Source organism: Sphingomonas sp. 77B (assembly GCF_056497825.1).
In genome coordinates this window covers 450,943-471,372 of the sequence record NZ_JBWMBY010000001.1, presented here as the reverse complement: position 1 = coordinate 471,372, position 20,430 = coordinate 450,943, and the positions used below count along the sequence as shown (strand labels likewise).

At 64.2% G+C, this 20,430-nt stretch carries 17 protein-coding genes; 8 read left to right on the top strand and 9 right to left on the bottom strand.

Annotated elements, in window-relative coordinates:
* Window positions 1-20 precede the first annotated feature (20 nt).
* The 5 genes from malQ to AC1GI4_RS02220 form a co-directional block, all read right to left on the bottom strand.
* Window positions 21-1,907 (bottom strand): 4-alpha-glucanotransferase, encoded by a 1,887-nt coding sequence (gene malQ / locus AC1GI4_RS02240; RefSeq protein ID WP_479628381.1) that lies wholly within the window; start codon window positions 1,905-1,907, stop codon window positions 21-23.
* Window positions 1,904-3,598, bottom strand: coding sequence for a malto-oligosyltrehalose trehalohydrolase (treZ, locus tag AC1GI4_RS02235; protein WP_479628380.1), 1,695 nt, complete (start codon window positions 3,596-3,598; stop codon window positions 1,904-1,906). Before treZ ends, malQ begins: the two co-directional genes overlap by 4 nt.
* Window positions 3,595-5,697 carry a glycogen debranching protein GlgX gene (glgX, locus tag AC1GI4_RS02230; protein WP_479628379.1) on the bottom strand — a complete coding sequence of 701 codons (2,103 nt, stop codon included), beginning with the start codon at window positions 5,695-5,697 and terminating at the stop codon, window positions 3,595-3,597. Before glgX ends, treZ begins: the two co-directional genes overlap by 4 nt.
* Window positions 5,698-5,803: 106 nt before the next feature.
* The gene (locus AC1GI4_RS02225; protein WP_479628378.1) at window positions 5,804-6,052 is read right to left on the bottom strand and encodes a DUF2934 domain-containing protein; all 249 of its coding nucleotides are present in this window, start codon (window positions 6,050-6,052) and stop codon (window positions 5,804-5,806) included.
* A 91-nt stretch (window positions 6,053-6,143) separates the two neighbouring features.
* Window positions 6,144-7,277 (bottom strand): Gfo/Idh/MocA family protein, encoded by a 1,134-nt coding sequence (locus tag AC1GI4_RS02220; protein ID WP_479628377.1) that lies wholly within the window; start codon window positions 7,275-7,277, stop codon window positions 6,144-6,146.
* Window positions 7,278-7,361: 84 nt separating this feature from the next.
* On the opposite strand from AC1GI4_RS02220, the gene AC1GI4_RS02215 reads away from it, so the two are divergent.
* Window positions 7,362-9,221, top strand: a complete 1,860-nt coding sequence (locus AC1GI4_RS02215) for a glycoside hydrolase family 15 protein (RefSeq protein ID WP_479628376.1) — start codon at window positions 7,362-7,364, stop codon at window positions 9,219-9,221.
* 72 nt (window positions 9,222-9,293) lie between these two features.
* Here the strand turns inward: AC1GI4_RS02215 and AC1GI4_RS02210 are convergent, their stop codons facing one another.
* The 3 genes from AC1GI4_RS02210 to AC1GI4_RS02200 form a co-directional block, all read right to left on the bottom strand.
* Complete coding sequence (locus AC1GI4_RS02210; RefSeq protein ID WP_479628375.1) at window positions 9,294-9,566, bottom strand: DUF1488 family protein; 273 nt, start codon at window positions 9,564-9,566, stop codon at window positions 9,294-9,296.
* Window positions 9,567-9,634: 68 nt separating this feature from the next.
* Window positions 9,635-10,066 (bottom strand): DUF2147 domain-containing protein, encoded by a 432-nt coding sequence (locus tag AC1GI4_RS02205; protein ID WP_479628374.1) that lies wholly within the window; start codon window positions 10,064-10,066, stop codon window positions 9,635-9,637.
* Between the two features lie 123 nt (window positions 10,067-10,189).
* Window positions 10,190-11,524, bottom strand: coding sequence for an MFS transporter (locus AC1GI4_RS02200; protein WP_294273770.1), 1,335 nt, complete (start codon window positions 11,522-11,524; stop codon window positions 10,190-10,192).
* Between the two features lie 171 nt (window positions 11,525-11,695).
* Here AC1GI4_RS02200 and cyoA point away from each other — a divergent pair, with 171 nt between their 5' ends.
* Genes cyoA through AC1GI4_RS02165 form a run of 7 tightly spaced genes read left to right on the top strand, consistent with a single transcriptional unit; the run spans window position 11,696 to window position 18,506 of the window.
* Window positions 11,696-12,907, top strand: coding sequence for a ubiquinol oxidase subunit II (cyoA, locus tag AC1GI4_RS02195; protein ID WP_479628373.1), 1,212 nt, complete (start codon window positions 11,696-11,698; stop codon window positions 12,905-12,907).
* Window positions 12,908-12,918: 11 nt separating this feature from the next.
* Window positions 12,919-14,913 carry a cytochrome o ubiquinol oxidase subunit I gene (gene cyoB / locus AC1GI4_RS02190; RefSeq protein ID WP_433910620.1) on the top strand — a complete coding sequence of 665 codons (1,995 nt, stop codon included), beginning with the start codon at window positions 12,919-12,921 and terminating at the stop codon, window positions 14,911-14,913.
* Window positions 14,914-14,916: 3 nt separating this feature from the next.
* Window positions 14,917-15,555, top strand: coding sequence for a cytochrome o ubiquinol oxidase subunit III (gene cyoC, locus AC1GI4_RS02185; RefSeq protein ID WP_058715635.1), 639 nt, complete (start codon window positions 14,917-14,919; stop codon window positions 15,553-15,555).
* A complete protein-coding gene (gene cyoD / locus AC1GI4_RS02180) occupies window positions 15,552-15,953 on the top strand; it encodes a cytochrome o ubiquinol oxidase subunit IV (protein WP_433910619.1) in 402 nt (133 codons plus the stop codon). Before cyoC ends, cyoD begins: the two co-directional genes overlap by 4 nt.
* Window positions 15,953-16,663, top strand: a complete 711-nt coding sequence (locus AC1GI4_RS02175) for an SURF1 family protein (protein ID WP_479628372.1) — start codon at window positions 15,953-15,955, stop codon at window positions 16,661-16,663. Before cyoD ends, AC1GI4_RS02175 begins: the two co-directional genes overlap by 1 nt.
* Before the next feature lie 32 nt (window positions 16,664-16,695).
* A complete protein-coding gene (locus tag AC1GI4_RS02170) occupies window positions 16,696-17,970 on the top strand; it encodes an ATP-binding protein (RefSeq protein ID WP_294273761.1) in 1,275 nt (424 codons plus the stop codon).
* A 2-nt stretch (window positions 17,971-17,972) separates the two neighbouring features.
* Entirely contained in the window at window positions 17,973-18,506 is a 534-nt protein-coding gene (locus tag AC1GI4_RS02165; protein WP_479628371.1) for a response regulator transcription factor, read from the top strand.
* A gap of 17 nt (window positions 18,507-18,523) precedes the next feature.
* Here AC1GI4_RS02165 and AC1GI4_RS02160 read toward each other — a convergent pair whose 3' ends face one another.
* On the bottom strand, window positions 18,524-20,413 hold the full coding sequence (locus AC1GI4_RS02160; protein WP_479628370.1) for a DUF885 domain-containing protein: 1,890 nt from the start codon (window positions 20,411-20,413) through the stop codon (window positions 18,524-18,526).
* Window positions 20,414-20,430: the final 17 nt, after the last annotated feature.

Here is a 20,430-nt window from a genome sequence, read left to right as displayed (position 1 = left end):
ACGTCCTTCGATAAAACGGGTCAGCGGGCGTCGAGCGCGGCGATGCGCGCCGCGACCTCGCGTCTGGCGAGGGATCGGTCGAGCGTATCCGGCAGGCGGCGGCGCCAATTGGGATGCTCGTCGGTCGTACCGGGCAGATTGGGCTGCTCGTCCAACCCCAGCAGATCCTCGACCGGCACGATTGCCAGCGAGCAGGGCGTCTGCGCGACGGCCGAAATGGCGGCATCGACGACGGCGGAAGGATCGTCGGGCTCGGGCGTATCGCCACCGATCGCCGTCCAGAGCGCGGTGCGTTCGTCTGCTCGGCTGGCGTTGTCCTCGCTGGCCACCGCACGGCCAGCGATACGCGCTCGCCACTCCAGATCGCGGCCTTTCCACCACCCGGCGACGGTCGCGATGTCGTGGGTGGCGGTCATGGCGATGGCCTGATCGCTCCAGCCGTCGGGCGGAAGGAAGGCGCCTTGGGCATCCCGCTCGAACGGCAGGACCCGCATCCCGAGCATACCGGCCTTTGCCATCATGTCGCGGAAGCCCGGCGGAACAGTGCCAAGGTCCTCACCGATGACGATCGCGCCGCGTCCCTGGTTGGCGCGCTGCGCCTCGATTCGCAGGATGCGTAGCATGTCGGCAAAGGGCATCGCCAAATAGGCGCCCTGATCGGCCGGAGCGCCGTCGGGCACCACCCACAGGCGGCACAGTCCCAGTGCGTGGTCAATCCGGATGCCGCCGGCATGGGCGAAGACCGCCCGCAGCGTATCGATAAAGGGGGCGAAACCCTGCCGTCGCAGCGCGAAGGGAGACAGCGCGGTGATCCCCCAATTCTGCCCATCCGGGCCGAGCGGATCGGGCGGCGCGCCGATGGACAGGCCGGTCAGCAACTCGTCGCGGCGGCTCCAACCATCCGCGCCGTTCATCGCAACCCCGATGGCGAGGTCGGCGATCAGACCGATCGCCATGCCATGGCCCCACGCCGCATCGGCCGCGTCGTGAAGCGCCCGGTCGGCCCACCACTGCGCGAAGGCGTAGAAGTCTATGGCATCGCGATGCTCGGCGGCGAAACGGGCGACGGCCTCGCTGGTCGGATCGCGATATTCCTCCGGCCAGTCCAGCCAGCCATTCGCACGGTCGCGCGCATGGAAATAGGCATGGAGCGCGTCGAATCGGGCCTGCGCCTCCAGCCGCCCGCCGCTCGCCGCTCGCCATTCACCAAAGGCCCGGCGTTGCGTCTCGTCCAGCTGGTCATAGACCGGTCGCAGATCGCGCATCCGATCCGGCGCTGCGTTCGGCCAGTCAATCAAATCCGGCGCATCGGCCACCGGATCACCCGCAGGGGCCAGCCAGACATTGCGGAACAACCGGCTCGACGGAGCATAGGGGCTGAACCGGGCGGCATCCGCGGGGAAGAGGGCATGGACCGGGCTGATCGCAAGAGCAGCGGCACCGGCCCGACCCAGCGTTCTGGCAGCACTTGCCAGACTGGCGAAATCACCGAATGCGCTGTGGCCTTCGCGCAGTGAGGGAATTTGCACGGCGCTGCCCCAATGCTTGCCGGGCGGCGGGGCCGGGCAGCGGGCTGGAGCCACCGCGATCCTCCATTGCCGCTCGCCCTGTTCGAGACGGTGATAGCCTGGCTGAGCAACGCCCGGCAGAACCCCGTCATGGATCGTGACCGAGAACGTCTGGCCATTTTCCAAAGTCAGCATAGCCACGCCATTGCGGCATGTGTCGGGAACGCCAACCGCCTCGTTCACTTCGCCGGAGACGAACACGGTCTCACCGACATCGATGTCTAGCCGATCCAGGATCGCGGCCAACGCATCGTCGGATACGACCTGATCCTTCCCCTTTGCGTCCTGCCACTCGCGGGAAAGTCCAGCGGCTTGGGCCCGGGTGTGAAGATCGCTCATTCGGCGATCCATGCGGCAAAGCGATTGCCTTCGCGATGGATCAACTGGCCTTCGTCCTGCGTGATCGGCTCCGGCGCATCACCCAGGTCGATCACGATGGTCAGCGTCGCGCCATCGGCCATGCGCCAGCGCGCCTTGACCCTAGCCGGGCCCGTGACATCGGCTGCCAGACCGACCGTGCCCTTGAGGCGCGGTATGATGTGAACCTGCCGCAGCGCCAGCAATTCCTGGTACAGCGCGCGCCACGCTCCGGCTTGCGGCCCCGGTTTGGGGATCGAGGCCTCGAAGGTGCCTTGCGCATTGGGATCGGGGATGCGCTGGCGGGCTTGCTCGTCGGCAAACGCGTCGAACTTGGCGAACTCCCGCCGCCGCCCTTCGCGTACCGCATCGGCCAGTTCGTCGTGGAAGTCGGTGAAGAACAGGAAGGGGCTTTCGCTGCCCTCGTCCTCGCCCATGAACAGCAGCGGGATTTGCGGGCCTAGCAGCAGCAAGGCGGTCGCCGCGCGAAGCCGGTCCTTGTCGGTCAACCGGATCAGCCTTTCGCCCATCGCGCGGTTGCCGACCTGATCGTGGTTCTGGAGGAACGCGACGAAGGCGGTGCTGGGTAGGTTGCCCGAAGGCTTGCCGCGTGGGCGGCCGTCATGATTGGGCGATCCCTCGCCCTGATAGATAAAGCCTTCCTTCAGGCACCGCGCCAGCCGCTCGGCGGGACGGTCGGCGAAGTCGCCATAATAAGCGCTGGTCTCGCCGGTCAGCAGGACGTGAAGGACGTTGTGAAAATCATCGTTCCACTGTGCGTCATAACAGCCCGCCCGCAGGCGATCGGCGTCGTTCTTCTCATTCTCCAGCACCAGATGGACATGTCGTTCGGGCAGGGCAGCGCGGATTTCGCCAGCCATCCGGTCGAGAAAATCATCATTCTCGATGGCGTGGACCGCGTCGAAGCGCAGCCCGTCGATGCGATAGTCGCGCAGCCACATCAGGGCATTGTCGACGAAGAAGCGATGCACCGGATCAGCGTCCACCGCCACCGCGCCGCCCCAGGGAGTGTCGACCTCCTTATGGAAGAAGACGCTGGCATAGTCGTTCAGGTAATTCCCGTCCGGCCCGAAGTGATTATACACCACGTCGAGAAAGACCGAGAGGCCCAAGCCGTGCGCGGCATCGACCAGCGTCTTCAGCTCGGCCGGCGATCCATAGGGCTCGGCAACGGCATAAGGCAGCACGCCGTCATAGCCCCAGTTGCGGGTGCCGCCGAATGCGTTGACCGGCATCAGCTCGATTGCGGTGATACCGGACGCGGCGATGGCGGGGAGCTTCTGGCGAATACCTTCGAAACCACCCAGCGTTCCGGCATGGACCTCCAGCAGCACGGTTTCTTCCCAGGGACGGCCGCGCCACTCGGTCGCGCTCCAGGTGAAGAACGGGTCGACGACCACGCTCCAGCCATGGACGCCGCCCGACTGGAGCCGCGACGCCGGATCGGGCACCGCCAGATCCTTGTCCAGCCGAAAGCGATACCGGGTTCCAGGCGACGCCGGAGCGGTGGCGGTGAACCATCCCTCTCCATCACGATCCATCGTCACCGAAGGTGCGCCGTCGATCTCCAGCGTGATTGCCTTGCGATCCGGCGCCCAGAGGCGGAACCGGGTGTCCGCGCCTTCGCGCAGTTCGGGACCCCAGGTCGTCATGCCTCGATCGAGTCCCGCCAGGTGATGAGCACGGCACTCTGCGGCCCGACTTCATAGCTGTCGCCAATCTCGACCTCACCCTGTTCGGGCTTGGCGCTGTCGATCAGGACGGTACGGCTTGCATGGGGCGGGGGCAGGGTGAACGTGATCGGATCGGGCGAGGCGTTGAGGAGGAGCGATACCGCTTCGACCCCGCCATCCTCCGTCGGGCTTGCCCGCCGCATCATCAGCGCGCGACCTTCGGGATTGTCCCAATCCTCGGGGCTCAGCTGCTGCCCGCGTTCGTCCCACCATTCGATGTCGTTGATGCCATGGCCGGGCGTGTCCTGCCCGTAGAGGAAGCTCGGCGAACGCAGAACCGGATAACGGCGACGCAGCTCGGCCAGACGCGCGGTGAAGGCGATCATGCCTTCGCCGTCCTCGGATGCCGCGGCCTTCCAGTCGAGCCAGCTGATCTCGTTATCCTGGCAATAGGCATTATTGTTGCCGTGTTGGGTGCGGCCGAACTCGTCGCCCGCCACGATCATCGGCGTGCCGAGCGAGGCCAGAAGGGTCGTCATCATCGAGCGCATCACGCGCCCACGCGCGGCCTTGATGCCTTCATCGTCGGTCGGCCCCTCGGCACCCCAGTTGCGCGAATAATTTTCCGAATGGCCGTCGCGATTGTCTTCCTTGTTCGCCTCATTGTGGCGCTGCTCGTACATGACGGTATCGGCCAGCGTGAAGCCGTCATGCGCCGCCAACATGTTGAGGCTGGCCCAGGGCCGCCGCGCGCGCCGGTCGAACAGGTCGCCCGATCCCGCCAGCCGTGCTGCCAACTCACCACGCTGGGCAGGATCGCCGCGCCAAAACTTGCGAACCGTGTCGCGATACTTGTCGTTCCATTCCGAAAAGCCTGGCGGGAAATTGCCGAGCTGATAGCCGCCCGGGCCGACATCCCATGGCTCGGTTAGCAGTTTCAGCCGCCCGAGTACCGGGTCCTGCCGCAGCACGTCGAAGAAGGCGGCACCCGGATCGAACCCCGTCGCCTCGCGCCCGAGCGTCAGCCCCAGGTCGAAGCGGAATCCATCGACCCCGAAGCTCGTCGCCCAGTAGCGAAGTGAGTCGGTCACCATCTGGATCACCCGCGCCTTGGAAAGGTTAAGCGTGTTTCCGGTGCCGGTATCGTTGATCGTGTAGCGAGGCTGATCCTGGACCAGCCGATAATAGCTGGCATTGTCGAGGCCGCGCCAGGATAGGGTCGGGCCCTTCTCCGACCCTTCGCACGTATGGTTGTAGACGACGTCGAGGATGACCTCGATCCCCGCCTTGTGCAGCTTGTGGACCGCACGGCGGAGTTCATCCTGGGTATCGGACGCGAAATAGGCCTGTTCGGGCGCGAAGAAGCCGAGCGTGTTATAGCCCCAGTAATTGCGCAGTCCCTTTTCCTGGAGGAAGCGGTCCTGGGTGAAGCTGTGGATCGGAAGCAGCTCGATCGCGGTGACTCCGATCCGCTTGAGGTGCTTGATGACCGCGGGATGCCCGAGCCCAGCATAGGTGCCGCGTTCGCGCGGCGGCACCAGCTCCATCAGCTTGGTCAGGCCCTTGACATGCGCTTCGTAGATGACGGTTTCCGACCAGGGCGTGTTCGGCTTTACGTCACGTGACCAGTCGAAATGGTCGTCGACCACCACCGCCTTGGGCATGGCCGCAGCACTGTCGCGCTTGTCGAAGCTCAGATCCTCTTTCTTCGAGCGGATCTGATAGCCGTGCAGGGCGTCGGTCCACTTGATCTCGCCATGCAGCTTGCGGGCATAGGGGTCGAGCAGCAGCTTGTTCGGATTGAAGCGATGCCCGGCCTCGGGCTCGTAACGGCCATGTGCGCGATAGCCATAGAGCAGACCCGGCCCGACATCGGGCAGATAGCCGTGCCACACTTCGTCGGTGCATTCGGGCAGCGTGTAACGCCTCAGCTCACGCTTGCCCTGGGAGTCGAAGATGCACAGCTCGATCCGGTCGGCATTGGCCGAAAAGACGGCGAAATTCACCCCCTCGCCGTCGAAGCTGGCACCCAGCGGATAGGCGGTACCGGGCAGGATCTGGTCGGGCAAATCGGTCAAAAGGGCTCTCCGGCAAAAGTCGGATGACTATGCATGTGACGGTTTCGGCAGGGACAGGGGCGACGGCCCGGTAGCGATCCGCGACTGCGATGCCACCGAGCTAAGGTCATGCGGTCTTGGCTCGGGGCTTTCGAGGAGCCTTGGGCTTTGGTTCTGCCGCGATCGTCTGAGGCGCGGTGTCGGGCTTTTTCCGTCGTGCGGTCGGTTTGGCGGGGGTGACGCCTTCTTCCGGGGCAGCCTCGGCCAACTCTCGCTCGGCGCGTTCCCAATGGTCGCGATCACGCCCATGTGGCTCGCCTTCCGACTGCCAGATGCCATAAGCGCGTTGCCGAAGCTGTGTTTCCCGGTCGTCCACCGTCACCTCCCTATCGTGACACCCAATCTGTTATCGCGAGCGTAACGATTGGATCACGTATAACGCTCCCCGAAAATCGCGTTGATGCGGATCAATCTCCGGTTGGCGACTTCGCCTTCACCTGCTCCGGTGGGGTGACGGCCGACAGGGTCTGGCGCTGGCTTGCGGGATCGATCCGGCGGGTGCGGGTGAAGGGCGGCAATTCGACACGGCCGCCGGTCTTGAGCGCGGTCACGATACCCTCAATGACGCGCAGGTCGGACAGGCCTTCCTCGGCATCCGGCTCGGGATCGCGGTCGTTCAGGATGCAGTCGGAGAAATACCGCATTTCGCCGCCGAACTGGTCGGTGTGCTTGAATTTCTCATGGCTCTGCTTGTCGCCGATCGTCAGATTCTGTTCGATCCCCGACTGGAAGCCATAGGCCGGGTTCATGTGGATCGAGCCCTTCATGCCCGCGACGATCAGGCTGTCGATGTTGTTCATGGCATAGCTGACCGTAAAGCTGGCCAGTTTGTCACCCGGCATGCGCAGCACCACGGCGAACGTATCGTCCAGGTCGCCCAGGCCAGCGCTAGGCTGGCGCGTGGCAACCGCGCTTTCGACCGCGACCGGCTCGGCGCCGAACAGATAACGGATGGCGTTGATGGGGTAGGGGGCCATATCAAAGAGCGGCCCCGCCTCCAGGCCGTGCTTCGCCCGATGATTGTCGGGATCGAGCTTCTGCCCGAAACACGAGGTGAAGCCGACCAGCTCGCCCAGTTCGCCGTTGCGAATTTTTTCGATGGCATCAAGCGTGCCCGGCTCGAAGTGCAGGCGATAGGCCGTCATCAGCTTCGCCTTGGAACGCCGCTCGGCGTCCTGGATTTCGCGGGCCTTTTCGCTCGAAATCTCCAGTGGCTTTTCACACAGGACATGGATGCCAGCGTCCAGTGCCGGGATGGCGAACTCGGCATGGCGCCAGTTGGGCGTGCCGAGGTAGATCGCGTCGCAGACCCCGGCGGTCAGCAGCTTGTCGAACTCGTCGTAGGAATAGACGTGCTCGACGCCGTATTTCTCGGCGAGCAATTTGCCCTTTTCCGCATCGCCGGTGACGATCGCGGTCAGTTCGGAATTGCCGGTGTGCTTGATGCCGGGCAGCATCGCCGACTGGGTGATGTCACCCGCGCCCACGACCGCATAGCGAACCTTCTTCGTGCCGAAGCCAAATGCCGATGCCAGGCTCATGGTCGTTCTCCCAAATTTCTTGACGCCAAATCTCGTAACGGCTGCTGCAACGCGCCAATTCGGGGAAGGTCCCACGGAGATTAAATGGTTCTGGCGAGTTTTCATGCGCCTAACCTGCATCAGTGGAGCCATGCCCGCGTGACCTTACCCGATCAGCATGCCGACCCGCTTCGCGACGCAGACGGTTTCCTGGACCTCGAAAACTACGCCGCGCTGGGCGATGGCCGGAGCGTCGCGCTCAGCGGTGCCGACGGGGCGATCGACTGGTGGTGCGTGCCCAACATGGATTCCGCGCCGCTGTTCGACCGGCTGCTGGATGGGGAACGCGGTGGGACCTTCTCGATCACCCCGGTCGAGCCCTTCACGGTCGAGCGCCGCTATCGCCCCGACAGCAATGTATTGGAGACGATCTTCGTCACGGCGAGCGGTCGTGCGAAACTGGTGGAGTCGCTCAACAGCGGCCCGGCGGGACGGCTGCCCTGGGCCGAACTGGCACGCCGCGTCGAGGGGTTGGACGGTTTCGTCCGCTTCGCCATCACCCTGCGCTTCAGCCGCCGGGCCGATACGGTCAGTCCCTATTTCGCGCCTGCTGGTGGGCATAATGTCTTTCATGTCGACCGGGTGCTGGGGGTCTTCCGACACTGCGGCGGCGTGACGATCGATATGGTCGAAGACGGCCTCGTCACCGGCACGGCGGCGGTGGGGCCGGGTGATCGTGCCCGGATCGCGATCATCGCGGGCGAGGACGAGCCGCTGGTCTGTCAGGATATCGAGCAGATCGACGACCGGATCGACCTGTCCGATTTCGAATGGCGCCAATGGACGCAAGGCTTGAAGGTGCCTGACCTGCACCGGGAGCGTATCCTGCGAAACGCGCTCGCGTTGAAGCTGCTGCTCTATTCACCCACCGGCGCGATCACGGCCGCGGCCACGACCTCGCTGCCCGAAGGGATCGGGGGGGAGAAAAATTACGATTATCGCTACGCCTGGGTTCGCGACGCGGGCTATACCATCAAGGCGTTCCTGCGCATCGGCGCGCATGGCGAGGCAAAAGCCGCGTTTACCTGGCTGCTGAAGCGACTGGGCGAAGGCGACCCCCAGGTCTGCTATACGCTGAGTGGCCAGCCCGTTCCGTCGGAAAGCGAGATCGCCGTCAGCGGCTATCGCCATTCCAAGCCGGTGCGGGTCGGCAATCTCGCCGGAGGTCAACACCAGCACGGGATTTATGGCGACATTTTCGAGACCGCGAGTCGCTTCGTCGCGTGCGGCAATTTCCTCGACACCTCCAGCGCGGAGACGCTGTCGCATCTAGCGGATGCCTGTGCCGACCGTTGGCGGCAACCCGACGCGGGCATCTGGGAATTGCCGGAGGAGCGGCATTACACCATGTCCAAGATCAGCTGCTGGCAGGCGCTGGCGCGCGCGGTGGAGCTTGCCGACGAGGGGCAAATCCCGACGACCTGCCGCGACCGCTGGGCCCGCGAGCGCGATCGGATCGAGGCGTGGATCGGGGAGTATTGCTGGTCCGAAAAGCGCGGCGCCTATCTGATGCATCCCGACACGGATGCGCTTGACGCCAGTCTGGCGTTGGCGGTTCGGTTCCGATTCGACGGACAGGATCGACTTGCGCGTACGCTCGACGCGCTCGACGAGGAACTGGCAGCGGGTGCGTTCCACTACCGCTATTCGGGCGTTCACAAGGAAGAAGGCTGCTTCCTCGCCTGTACCTTCTGGATGATCGAGGCGCGGGCCATTCTGGGCCAGGAGGAAGCGGCACGAGCGGCGTTCGATCGGGCAGTCGATGCCTTGGATAGCCGGGGGGCCGGGCTTTATGCGGAAATGATCGATCCCAAGACGGGCCATTACCTCGGTAATATGCCGCAAGGCCTGACGCATCTGGCCGTCATCCAGGCCGCTTGCACCCTGGCGGGCGAGGAGTTGTAAATGCCCCTCCCTTGCAGGGGAGGGGCTCAGATTTGGCTCGTGATGATATCCCAGCAAGCCGAACCGGATGGTTCAGTCCAGGTCGTTCTCGCTGACGACGACCAGCGACTGCTCCATTTCACGCCCAAGAGCAGTCAGCGCGGCGTCCAGAATATCGTCGGAATAGCGCTCGAACAGCTCGACGGCATCGCCCTCCGGCACGTCGCCGCTCAGCGCTTCGAGCAGATCATACTGGACCGCGAACTGATATTCCTCGCCGTCCAGCTCCCCGACAAACTCGACCTGCCGATCCGAGACATTGTCCTCGACCGTACCGCTTACGACCGTCAGCGATTCTTCCGCCATGGCGTTCCTTCCCAAGAGTTGCTGCGTCGGGGACGCCGCAAACGGGCTTGGGTTCCCTGGAGTCCCGCTTATTTGACCCGGCGCCAGCGTTGTTCGCGGCAGCCCAGGCTGCCGAACAGGCACCCTTCGCCGACCAGGGTGCGGGCGTCGATCTGGGTGATCGTGCCCTGTACCTCACGGCCTATATCGGGGACGTAGACGGTGCCCGACCAGCGACCCGGCTCTTCCTCCTCGAAGTCGCTGAAGAGCTGCGTGCCGATCAGGCGCGGCGAGCCGCCACGCGCCGCATCGGCCTTCGCCTGCTCACTCGCCCAAACGACGGTGCCGCACATCAATTGCGCGTCCGCCCCGCGTCCACACGGCGCAAATCGGACCTGCACCGTGTTGGACGGGTTTGCCCAGGTTCCCGCCGGAACCCGAGCATCCGCCACGCCCGCCGTCAGTCCGATGCCCATCAAGGCGGTCGCGATACCCGTCGCGCGCAAAAGACCCTTGCTCATTCGCTATCCAATCCCGGTTCCCAAGTCCTTGTCCGGAATGGAATATGGGGAGCCGCCTGTACGAAAGCAAAACGGCCGACGGGTCGCCCCATCGGCCGTTTCGAGAAAGTCAGGCTGGTCGGATTAGGACGCGCGCTTGGCGAGTTCCTTGTTGATGCCCAGCGCCGCCAGCGTGGCGACCGCGCCCGACAGCAGATAGGCGCCGACCGAAATCAGGCCGAAATGGCTCGACAGCAGCAATGCGGCCAGCGGCGCGAAGCCCGCGCCGATCAGCCAGGCAAGGTCCGACGTGATGGCTGCGCCGGTATAGCGACGCAGCGGCGAGAAGCCCGAATTGATCGCGCCCGACGACTGGCCAAAGCCCAGCCCAAGCAACAGGAAGCCCAGCACGATGTAGATCGTCTCACCCATGCCGCCCTGGCTGAGCAGCTGCGGCGCGAAACCGGCATAGGCCGCGATCGCGGCAGCCGAGGCGCCCAGCAGGGTGCGGCGACCCACCCGGTCGGCGATCTTGCCCGAGGCGAGGATCGCAAACACCCCGACGATGCTGCCGATGATCTCGATCATCATGAAGTCCTGCGGGCGTTCCTTGTTGAACAGCACGACCCAGGACAGCGGGAACACGGTGACGATGTGGAACATCGCGAAGCTGGCGAGCGGGGCGAACGCGCCCAGCAGCACGGTGCGGCCTTCGGTGCTTAGCGTCTCGCCGACCGGCGCGGGCTGAAGCTCGCGCGTCTCGAACAGGCGCTGGAATTCCGGCGTGGCGACGATGCGCAGACGGGCGAACAGAGCCACCACATTGATCGCGAAGGCCACGAAGAACGGATAGCGCCAGCCCCAGTCAAGGAAGTCGGCATTGCTCAGCGTCGTAAGGAAGAACGCAAACAGGCCATTGGCCACCAGCAGGCCGAGCGGCGCGCCCAGCTGCGGGATCATGGCATACCATCCGCGACGACGCTCCGGCGCGTTGAGCGACAGCAGCGAGGGCAGGCCGTCCCAGGCCCCGCCCAGCGCCAGACCCTGCATGATGCGGAAGATGCCGAGCAGCACGGCGGCCGAGTGGCCGATCTGCGCATAGCCGGGCAGGAAGGCGATCGCCATGGTCGACCCACCGAGCAGGAAGAGCGCGATGGTCAGCTTGACGCCGCGACCCAGGTTCCGGTCGACCGCCATGAAAATGAAGGTGCCGATCGGCCGCGCGATGAACGCCAGCGAGAACAGCGCGAAGGAGTAGAGCGTACCCGTCAGCGCATCGACATACGGAAAGATCAGCGACGGGAACACCAGCACCGAGGCGATGGCGTACACGAAGAAATCGAAGAACTCCGACGTGCGTCCGATGATGACGCCGATGGCGATGTCGCCCGGTGCGACATGGTGCGGATCGCGGGCATTGACCAGCCGCGCGTCCCGCTCAAGGGGCGTCGAGGTCGATGCGGTTAACTCTGCGCTCATCAGCTGCCAGTCCTGACTTCTTCCAAGTTATCGAAGCGGATCAGTTGCGGTGCAAAATGACCGCGCATGACCACCATTCTGCTGCGCCTATGCGCCTTTCCGATCGGGACGGGGATTGGACAAACTGTCCAATGTGCGCAGGTGCAGCAAAGGCGTAGCGGCCCATCCTATATGTCTCATTCGTCGAGCCTTGCGCGCCTGCGCCCTCTTCGCTGGGCCGCCTTGCCCCTCCTGGCCATGCTGGGGGGATGCGACGCGGTCGTGCTCAACCCTGCCGGTGACGTCGCCGTGCAGCAACGCGATCTGGTGCTGATCGCGACGGCCCTGATGCTGCTCATCATCATCCCGGTGATGGCGCTGACGGTGCTCTTCGCGTGGCGCTATCGCAAGAGCAATACGGAAGCCGAGTATGACCCGGAGTTCGACCACTCCACCATGCTGGAGCTGGTGATCTGGTCGGCGCCGCTGCTCATCATCATCTGCCTCGGCGCGGTGACGTGGACCAGCACCCATCTGCTCGACCCGTATCGCCCGATCGAGCGCACCGCACCGGGGCAGCCGATCGCCTCCAACGTCAAGCCGCTGGAGGTTCAGGTCGTTGCGCTCGACTGGAAGTGGCTGTTCATCTATCCCGAACAGGGCATCGCCACGGTCAACGAACTGGCCCTGCCGGTTGACCGTCCGGTCGAGTTCCGCCTGACCGGCACCTCGGTGATGAACGCCTTCTATATCCCGGCGATGGCGGGCATGATCTACACCATGCCCGGCATGGAGACGAAGCTACACGCGGTCCTGAACCGCGAGGGCACGTTCAAGGGGCTGTCGTCGCATTATAGCGGCGCGGGCTTCTCGGGCATGCATTTCCCCGTCTTCGCGCTTCAGTCGAACGGCTTCGACCAATGGGTTGAAAAGGTCCGCACGTCGCAGGCCGGTCAGGGCAAGGGCAAGGGTCAGCTGACCCGGGCCGCGTTCCTGACCGTCGAAAAGCCCAGCGAATATGTGCCCGCCATGTATTTCAACGGGGTTCAGGGCGGCCTGTTCGACCGTGTCGTCAACCGCTGCGTTGCGGACAACACGCCCTGCATGTCGGACGTGATGATGCACGACCGTATGACCGGGGGCGGCGACCCGCACAAGATGAAGGTCGGCGAGGGCAATCCGCCCGTCAACAACACCGGCCCGATGCACGGTGAGCGGACCAAGGGCGCGCTGGAAAAGTCGCCCTCCGAGATCGAGGTCTCGCCGCATCAGAGCCTGGAGCCCACGCCGTCCAACGGCGTGCAGGAACCCGGTGAGATGAAGAACCGCCGCATGTCCTTCCTTTCCATCCCGCAGATCCCCGGCCCGCAGACCCTTGGTCATGCCGGTGTGGGTCGCGGCTGAGGCACGCCATCATGGACAACATCATAAAGACCATCTTCGGACGGCTATCGATCGAGTCGCTACCGATCCACGAGCCCATCGTCGTCGGCACCTTCCTGGGTGTCGCGGTCGGCGGGATCGCGGTGCTGGCGCTCATCACCAAGTTCAAGCTCTGGGGCTATCTCTGGAAAGAGTGGTTCACCACCGTCGATCATAAGCGCATCGGCATCATGTACATGGTGCTGGGCATCGTGATGCTGCTGCGCGGCTTTGCCGACGCGCTGATGATGCGCGGGCAGCAGGCGATCGCGTTCGGCGATAATCAGGGCTTCCTGAACTCGCACCACTACGACCAGGTGTTCACCGCCCACGGCGTCATCATGATCTTCTTCGTGGCGATGCCGATCATCACCGGCCTGATGAACTATGTCGTCCCGCTCCAGATCGGCGCGCGCGACGTGTCCTTCCCGTATCTCAACAATCTGAGCTTCTGGATGACCGCGGGCGGTGTGGTGCTGGTCATGGCGTCGCTGTTCATCGGCGAGTTCGCACGCACCGGCTGGCTGGCCTTCCCGCCGCTGTCGGAGCTGGACTTCAGTCCCGATGTCGGTGTCGACTATTATATCTGGGCATTGCAGGTGGCCGGTGTCGGCACGACCTTGTCGGGTATCAACCTGATCGCGACCATCATCAAGATGCGCGCGCCGGGCATGACCATGATGAAGCTGCCGGTGTTCTGCTGGACCTCGCTGTGCGCGAACGTCCTGATCGTCGCCAGCTTCCCCGTGCTCACCGCCACGCTCGTCCTGCTGTCGCTCGACCGTTATGTCGGCACCAACTTCTTCACGAACAATCTCGGCGGCAATCCGATGATGTACGTGAACCTGATCTGGATCTGGGGTCACCCGGAGGTCTACATCCTCATCCTGCCGCTGTTCGGCGTGTTCTCGGAAGTGACCTCGACCTTCTCGGGCAAGCGTCTGTTCGGCTATACCTCGATGGTCTACGCCACGATCGTTATCACGATCCTGTCGTACCTGGTGTGGCTGCACCACTTCTTCACCATGGGTTCGGGCGCCAGCGTCAACTCGTTCTTCGGCATCACCACCATGGTGATCTCGATCCCGACGGGTGCGAAGATCTTCAACTGGCTGTTCACCATGTACAAGGGGCGCATCCGGTTCGAGCTGCCGATGATGTGGACCATCGCGTTCATGCTGACCTTCTCGATCGGTGGCATGACCGGCGTTCTGCTGGCCGTTCCGCCCGCCGACTTCGTGCTGCACAATTCGCTGTTCCTGATCGCCCACTTCCACAACGTCATCATCGGCGGTGTGCTGTTCGGCGCCTTTGCCGCGATCAACTACTGGTGGCCCAAGGCCTTCGGGTTCAAGCTCAACCAGTTCTGGGGCAAGGTGTCGTTCTGGCTGTGGGTCATCGGTTTCTGGGTCGCCTTCACCCCGCTCTACATCATGGGCCTGATGGGCGTGACGCGGCGCCTCCATCACTTCGACGATCCGTCGCTGCAAATCTACTTCATCGTCGCCCTGCTGGGTGCGCTGATGATCGCGGGCGGCATCGGGGCCTTCCTGGTTCAGATCGGCGTGTCGATCTGGAAGAAGGAAGAGCTGCGCGACGTGACGGGCGATCCCTGGGACGGCCGTACGTTGGAATGGGCGACCTCGTCGCCGCCGCCGGACTATAACTTCGCGTTCACGCCCGTCATCCATGAGCTGGATGCCTGGTACGACATGAAGGACAAGAAGGCACAGGCGCCGACCGAGGGTTACCGCCCGATCCACATGCCCAAGAACACGGGCACCGGCGTCATCATCGCCGGTCTGTCGACCGCCTTCGGCTTCGGCATGATCTGGTATATGTGGTGGTTGGCTGCGATCGCGCTGCTGGGTGTCGTCGTCGTCGCCATCTGGCACACGTTCAACTATGACCGCGATTTCTACATCCCCGTGGAGGAAGTCGTGGCTACGGAAAGCGAGCGGCGCCGTCTGCTCGGGCAGGGAGCCTGATCCATGTCGACCGACGTTCTGAGCGCCGATCCGGCCAAAAACCCGACCTATTATCTGGTCGAGGACGAGGATCATCATCACGAAGGCGGTGGCTCGACGGCCATCGGCTTCTGGATGTACCTGATGAGCGACTGCCTCATCTTCGCCATCCTGTTCGCCACTTACGGCGTGCTGGGTACCAGCTATGCGGGAGGGCCGACCCCGCGGGAGATCTTCGAGCTCCCGCTGGTCGCGCTCAACACCTCGATGCTGTTGCTGTCGTCGATCACCTATGGCTTCGCCATGATCGCGATGGAGAAGAACCAGAAGTCGAATACGCTGATCTGGCTGGGCATTACCGGGTTGTTCGGTCTCGCCTTCCTGTCGATCGAGCTCTACGAATTCGCCAACCTCATCCATGAGGGTGCGGGGCCGCAGCGTTCGGCCTTCCTGTCGTCCTTCTTCACGCTGGTCGGCACGCACGGCCTTCACGTCACCTTCGGTTCGATCTGGCTGGTCACGCTGATGGTGCAGGTCGGCCGCTTCGGCCTGATCGAGGCGAACAAGCGTCGCCTGATGTGCCTGTCGATGTTCTGGCACTTCCTGGACGTCGTCTGGATCGGCGTCTTCACCTTTGTCTATCTGCTGGGAGTTCTCCGTTGAGCGCTCATCCTCCCCACGGTCATAACGACCACGGCCATGAGCATCATGCGCATGGCGACTCCCATGGCGGCCATGGCTCGCTGAAGGGCTACATGATCGGCTTCGTGCTGTCGGTGATCCTGACGGCCATCCCGTTCTGGGCGGTCATGACGGGCGCGCTGGGCGATACCCAGACGACCGCGCTGGTCATCATGGGCTTGGCCTTTGTCCAGATCGTCGTCCACATGATCTACTTCCTCCACATGAACACCAAGTCGGAAGGTGGCTGGACGATGATGGCGCTGGTGTTTACGGCGGTGCTGGTCGTCATCACGCTGAGCGGATCGATCTGGGTCATGTATCACATGAACACCAACATGATGCCGGACATGGCCGCCCAGATGGGCGGCGGCATGTAATGGCGGACGCTGGCGTGAGCGGCGCGCGGCCCGGCCGCTCGCCACTGACGCTGGCGATCCTGACTGCGATCGGCGTGGCGCTGATCGCAGCGTTTCTCTCGCTCGGCGTGTGGCAGTTGCAGCGCCGTAGCTGGAAGTTGAACCTGATCGCGACGGTGGATGCGCGGCTCCATGCCCCACCCGTCGCAGCGCCGCCAACAGCCGACCAGTCCGACGCCTATACCCGCGTGACGATCGAGGGGCGGTTTCGCAACGACCGCGAAACGTTCGTTCAGGCGGTGACCGAGCGCGGGCCGGGATTCTGGGTGCTGACGCCGCTAATCGCTCCCCGCTTTAGCGTGCTGGTCAATCGCGGCTTCGTACCCACCGAAAAGCGCACCGATCATAGCCGCCCGGATGGCCCCGTGCGCGTCACGGGCCTGGTTCGCTCTACGGCGCCGGGCGGCGCTTTCCTCCGTTCGAACGATCCGGTCGCCGATCGCTGGTATTCGCGCGACGTCGCGGCGATCGCGAAGGCCAAGCGGCTGGGCCCGGTCGCCCCGTATTTCATAGACGCCGATGCGACGCCCAATCCCGGCGGTTATCCGGTCGGCGGTCTGACGATCGTGGCGTTCCGAAACAGCCACCTCTCCTATGCGCTCACCTGGTTCGCTCTCGCGATACTGACGCTGGTCGGCATCGTCATTCTGTGGCGGCGGGGCCGCGAGTGACACCGGGCGATCCGCCCTTCCTGCCTTTCATCATGCGCCCGCGCGAGCCCGACGCGGCTGCGGGCACCGCCAATATGCGCCAGCTGATCCATTTGCGCTGGATGGCGGTGGCGGGGCAGCTGGTGACCATCCTGTTCGTCAATCGGGTCATGGGCGTTCAACTGCCGGTGCCCGCGATGATGGGCGTGCTGGTGATGGCCGCGGCGATCAACCTGCTGAGCCATTTCCGGCTGCGCTTCCACCGGATCACGAACACCGAACTGCTCTTCGCACTGATGTTCGACGTCGGCACGCTGACGCTTCAGCTGTTTCTAGCGGGCGGGGCGACCAACCCGTTCATCTCGCTCTATCTGATCCAGGTCGTGCTGGGTGCGGTGCTGCTGGAGACATGGTCGGCCTGGGCGTTGGCGGGGATTACCGGGCTGTGTTTCGGTTTGCTGTCGCTCCACCACCGACCGCTCGCCTTTCCGCCATGGCTGTTCGGAGACATTGCCGGACTGCACACGCTGGGCAACTGGCTGGGCTTCGCGCTGGTCACAGGGCTGCTGATCCTGTTCGTCACCCGGATCAGCCACAATATGCGTCGCAGCGCCGCGCGGCTGGCGGACCTGCGCCAGCAGGCGTCGGAGGAGGAGCATATCGTCCGTATGGGCCTGCTCGCCTCGGGCGCGGCGCATGAACTTGGCACACCGCTGGCCAGCCTGTCGGTGATCCTGAGCGATTGGCGGCGCGTGCCCAAGCTGCGCGACGACGCCGAGTTGATGGGCGAGATCGCGGAGATGCAGGCCGAAGTTCAGCGGTGCAAGGCGATCGTGACGCGCATCCTGCAATCCGCTGGCGAGCCGCGCGGTGAGGCGGCCGAGCTGTCGGAGGTCGGCCGCTTCATCGACGCCATCGTCGAGGAATGGCGGCGCAGCCACGGGCAGGTCACGCTCGATTATCAGCGAACCGATGATGATGCCGCGATCGTCTCCGACCCTGCGATCAAGCAGGCGGTGTGGAACGTCCTCGACAATGCCGCCGAAGCCTCGCCCGGCTGGGTTGGCCTGACCGTTGCGCGGGAAGGCGGCGCGGTGGCGGTACGCGTCACCGATCGTGGCCCGGGATTTACCCCCGCCACGCTGTTGCAGGTGGGCAGGCCGCAGCAATCGACCAAGGGCGAAGGCCATGGCGTCGGCCTGTTCCTGGTTTCCAGTGTGGTGCGCAAACTCGGCGGCCGGGTCGAGGCGGCAAACCGGGAAGAGGGTGGCGCGGTCGTCACGCTCACCCTACCTTTAAGTATGATCGGCGTATCGGATCGGGAGTAGACATGGACGACGAACGCTCATTGGTGATCGTCGAGGATGACGAGACCTTCGCGCGCACCCTGCAACGCTCGTTCGAGCGGCGCGACTACAGGGTCTGGGTGGCGGGCAACCCCGATACGCTGCGGGAGGTGCTGGCCGAGGTCTCGCCACGCTATGCGGTGGTCGACCTTAAACTTGGGCAGGCGTCGGGCCTGGCCTGTGTGCAGACGCTGCACGCGCACGATCCCGCCATGCTGATCGTCGTTCTGACCGGCTTTGCCAGCATCGCGACGGCGGTCGAAGCGATCAAGCTGGGCGCGTGCCATTACCTCGCCAAGCCGTCCAACACCGACGATATCGAGGCGGCCTTCCACAAGGCTAGCGGCGACGCGACGACGGCGATCACCGATCGTCCCAGCTCGATCAAGACGCTGGAGTGGGAACGGATCAACGAGACGCTGGCCGAAACCAACTTCAACATTTCGGAAACCGCGCGGCGGCTGGGCATGCACCGCCGGACGCTGGCGCGGAAACTGGAGAAGCGCCACGTCCCCTGACGTGGCGCTTGCTCCGATCAGCGGCGCTTTTCGGCCGCGATCCAGTCCGCGATCTTCTTTTCGAGCACCGGCATTGGCAGCGCGCCGGTATCGAGCACCTCGGCATGAAAGCGGCGGGGATCGAACTTCGCGCCCAGCTCGGCCTTCGCCTGCGCCTTCAACCGGCTGATCGTCAGCTGGCCGATCTTATAGGCCAGCGCCTGGCCCGGAATGGCGATGTAGCGCTCCACCTCTGCCGTCGCATCGGTGCGTGCCATGGGTGAGTTGGCGAGCATATAGTCGATCGCCTGATCGCGCGTCCAACCCTTGGCGTGGATGCCGGTGTCGACGACGAGTCGCATCGCGCGCAGCATCTCGTCGTTCAGGCCGCCCATGCGCTGATACGGATCGGTTTCCATGCCCAGTTCCGGCCACAACGTCTCGGCATAGAGCGCCCAGCCTTCGGCATAGGCAGTGTTGCCGCCGAAGCGCATGAAGGCGGGCAGGGCGGTGTTTTCCTGGGCGAGACTGATCTGGAAGTGATGCCCGGGCACCGCTTCATGCAGATACAGCGTCTCCATCTCCCACATATAGCGCGAGGGGAGGTCGTATGTGTTGTAGTAGAACACCCCTGGGCGTGAGCCGTCGGGCGTGCCGCCCTGATAGGAGCCGCCGGCATCGGTCTTTTCCTTGAACGCCGGGACCGGGCGGATTTCGAGCGCGGTCTTGGGGATCAACGAAAATTGCTCGCGGATGCGCGCATCGACGCGGCGGCCGATCGCCTCATAGCCTTCGCGAAGCTGCGCCGCGCTCTTGGGGGCGAAACGCGGGTCAGTGCGCAGGAAGGTGAAGAACTCTGCCAAGGTCCCCTTGAAGCCGACGGCCAGCTTCTGGACCTCCATCGCCTTAAGGATACGAGCGACCTCCGATAGGCCGAGCTGGTGCACATCCTCCGCCTTGAGGGGGAGGGTGGTGTTCTGCTCGATCAGATAGGCATAGAGCTTGTCACCTCCCGGCATCCCCGAAAGCCCGACCGTGTCGCGCGCCACCGGCAGATAGGTGTCGGCCAGGAAGGTCCGCATCCGCTGCTCGGCGGGCACGATCACGTCGCGGATCTGCGCGGCATAGGCGGCCTTCAGGCGCGCCTGCTCTGCCGCCGGGATGGCCGCCGGGAAATTCTGTACCGGGCCATAGAAAGTCGATTTCTCGACCGGCACGGCAAGCAGATTGTCGAACTGCGCGATCATGTTGCGCACGACCAGCTTGGGCTGGACGATGCCGCTTGCCATGCCCTGGCGAAAGCGAGTGATCGCCTCGTCCAGCAGATGCGCATATTCGAAATTGCGCTTCAGATTGTTCTCATAATCCGCCACCGTGTTGAACGGTGCCGCGCCCTGGCCCGAGGCGAATTCGGGGTAGAAGGTCTGGATGCCATAAAAATGGTCCATCGGCCGTACGATCGTCAGCGCGACGATGGCCGGGTCGAACCCCTTCAGCGTCGTCTCCGTCTGCTGCTTGAAGACGTCATAGGCGACCTGATTGGTCGGGGTCAGCTTGGCACGGTCGATCTGGCCTAGCTGCTTCAGGTCCTTCTCGGCTGCCGCCCGTTCCGCGGCGATGTAGGCGTCGGAAAAGAAGTCGCCGATCTTATCGGCGCGGCGCATGTCACCGCGGAAAATGCCGTTGATCGGATTGCGCGCAAGGCTCGCTTCGTCGCTCTCGTGGAACAGCGCCTTCAGCCGGGCATCCTCCTTGCCTTCGCCGGGCTGGGGTGCCGCGACGGGGGTGGCCTGGGCCAGAGCTGGGACGGGGGCGCTCAGGGCGAGAGCGGCAAGGACGACGGCGAGGGAGGAAGAGCGCAAGCGGATATCCCGGTGAGAGCGATAAGGTGTTTGTGGTAGAAAGCCTGTGCTCCACCCGCAAGCCATTGCCGGGACACGTTCGC

Excerpts from the sequence above, each read along its gene's own strand:
- malQ (WP_479628381.1), bottom strand. The coding sequence starts at position 1,907 with ATGAGCGATCTTCACACCCGGGCCCAAGCCGCTGGACTTTCCCGCGAG.
- cyoB (WP_433910620.1), top strand. The coding sequence starts at position 12,919 with ATGGACAACATCATAAAGACCATCTTCGGACGGCTATCGATCGAGTCG.
- AC1GI4_RS02205 (WP_479628374.1), bottom strand. The coding sequence starts at position 10,066 with ATGAGCAAGGGTCTTTTGCGCGCGACGGGTATCGCGACCGCCTTGATG.
- AC1GI4_RS02175 (WP_479628372.1), top strand. The coding sequence starts at position 15,953 with ATGGCGGACGCTGGCGTGAGCGGCGCGCGGCCCGGCCGCTCGCCACTG.
- AC1GI4_RS02215 (WP_479628376.1), top strand. The coding sequence starts at position 7,362 with ATGGTTCTGGCGAGTTTTCATGCGCCTAACCTGCATCAGTGGAGCCAT.
- cyoC (WP_058715635.1), top strand. The coding sequence starts at position 14,917 with ATGTCGACCGACGTTCTGAGCGCCGATCCGGCCAAAAACCCGACCTAT.
- treZ (WP_479628380.1), bottom strand. The coding sequence starts at position 3,598 with ATGACGACCTGGGGTCCCGAACTGCGCGAAGGCGCGGACACCCGGTTC.
- AC1GI4_RS02170 (WP_294273761.1), top strand. The coding sequence starts at position 16,696 with ATGCGCCCGCGCGAGCCCGACGCGGCTGCGGGCACCGCCAATATGCGC.
- AC1GI4_RS02200 (WP_294273770.1), bottom strand. The coding sequence starts at position 11,524 with ATGAGCGCAGAGTTAACCGCATCGACCTCGACGCCCCTTGAGCGGGAC.
- AC1GI4_RS02165 (WP_479628371.1), top strand. The coding sequence starts at position 17,973 with ATGGACGACGAACGCTCATTGGTGATCGTCGAGGATGACGAGACCTTC.
- AC1GI4_RS02160 (WP_479628370.1), bottom strand. The coding sequence starts at position 20,413 with ATGGCTTGCGGGTGGAGCACAGGCTTTCTACCACAAACACCTTATCGC.
- cyoA (WP_479628373.1), top strand. The coding sequence starts at position 11,696 with ATGTCTCATTCGTCGAGCCTTGCGCGCCTGCGCCCTCTTCGCTGGGCC.
- AC1GI4_RS02220 (WP_479628377.1), bottom strand. The coding sequence starts at position 7,277 with ATGAGCCTGGCATCGGCATTTGGCTTCGGCACGAAGAAGGTTCGCTAT.
- AC1GI4_RS02210 (WP_479628375.1), bottom strand. The coding sequence starts at position 9,566 with ATGGCGGAAGAATCGCTGACGGTCGTAAGCGGTACGGTCGAGGACAAT.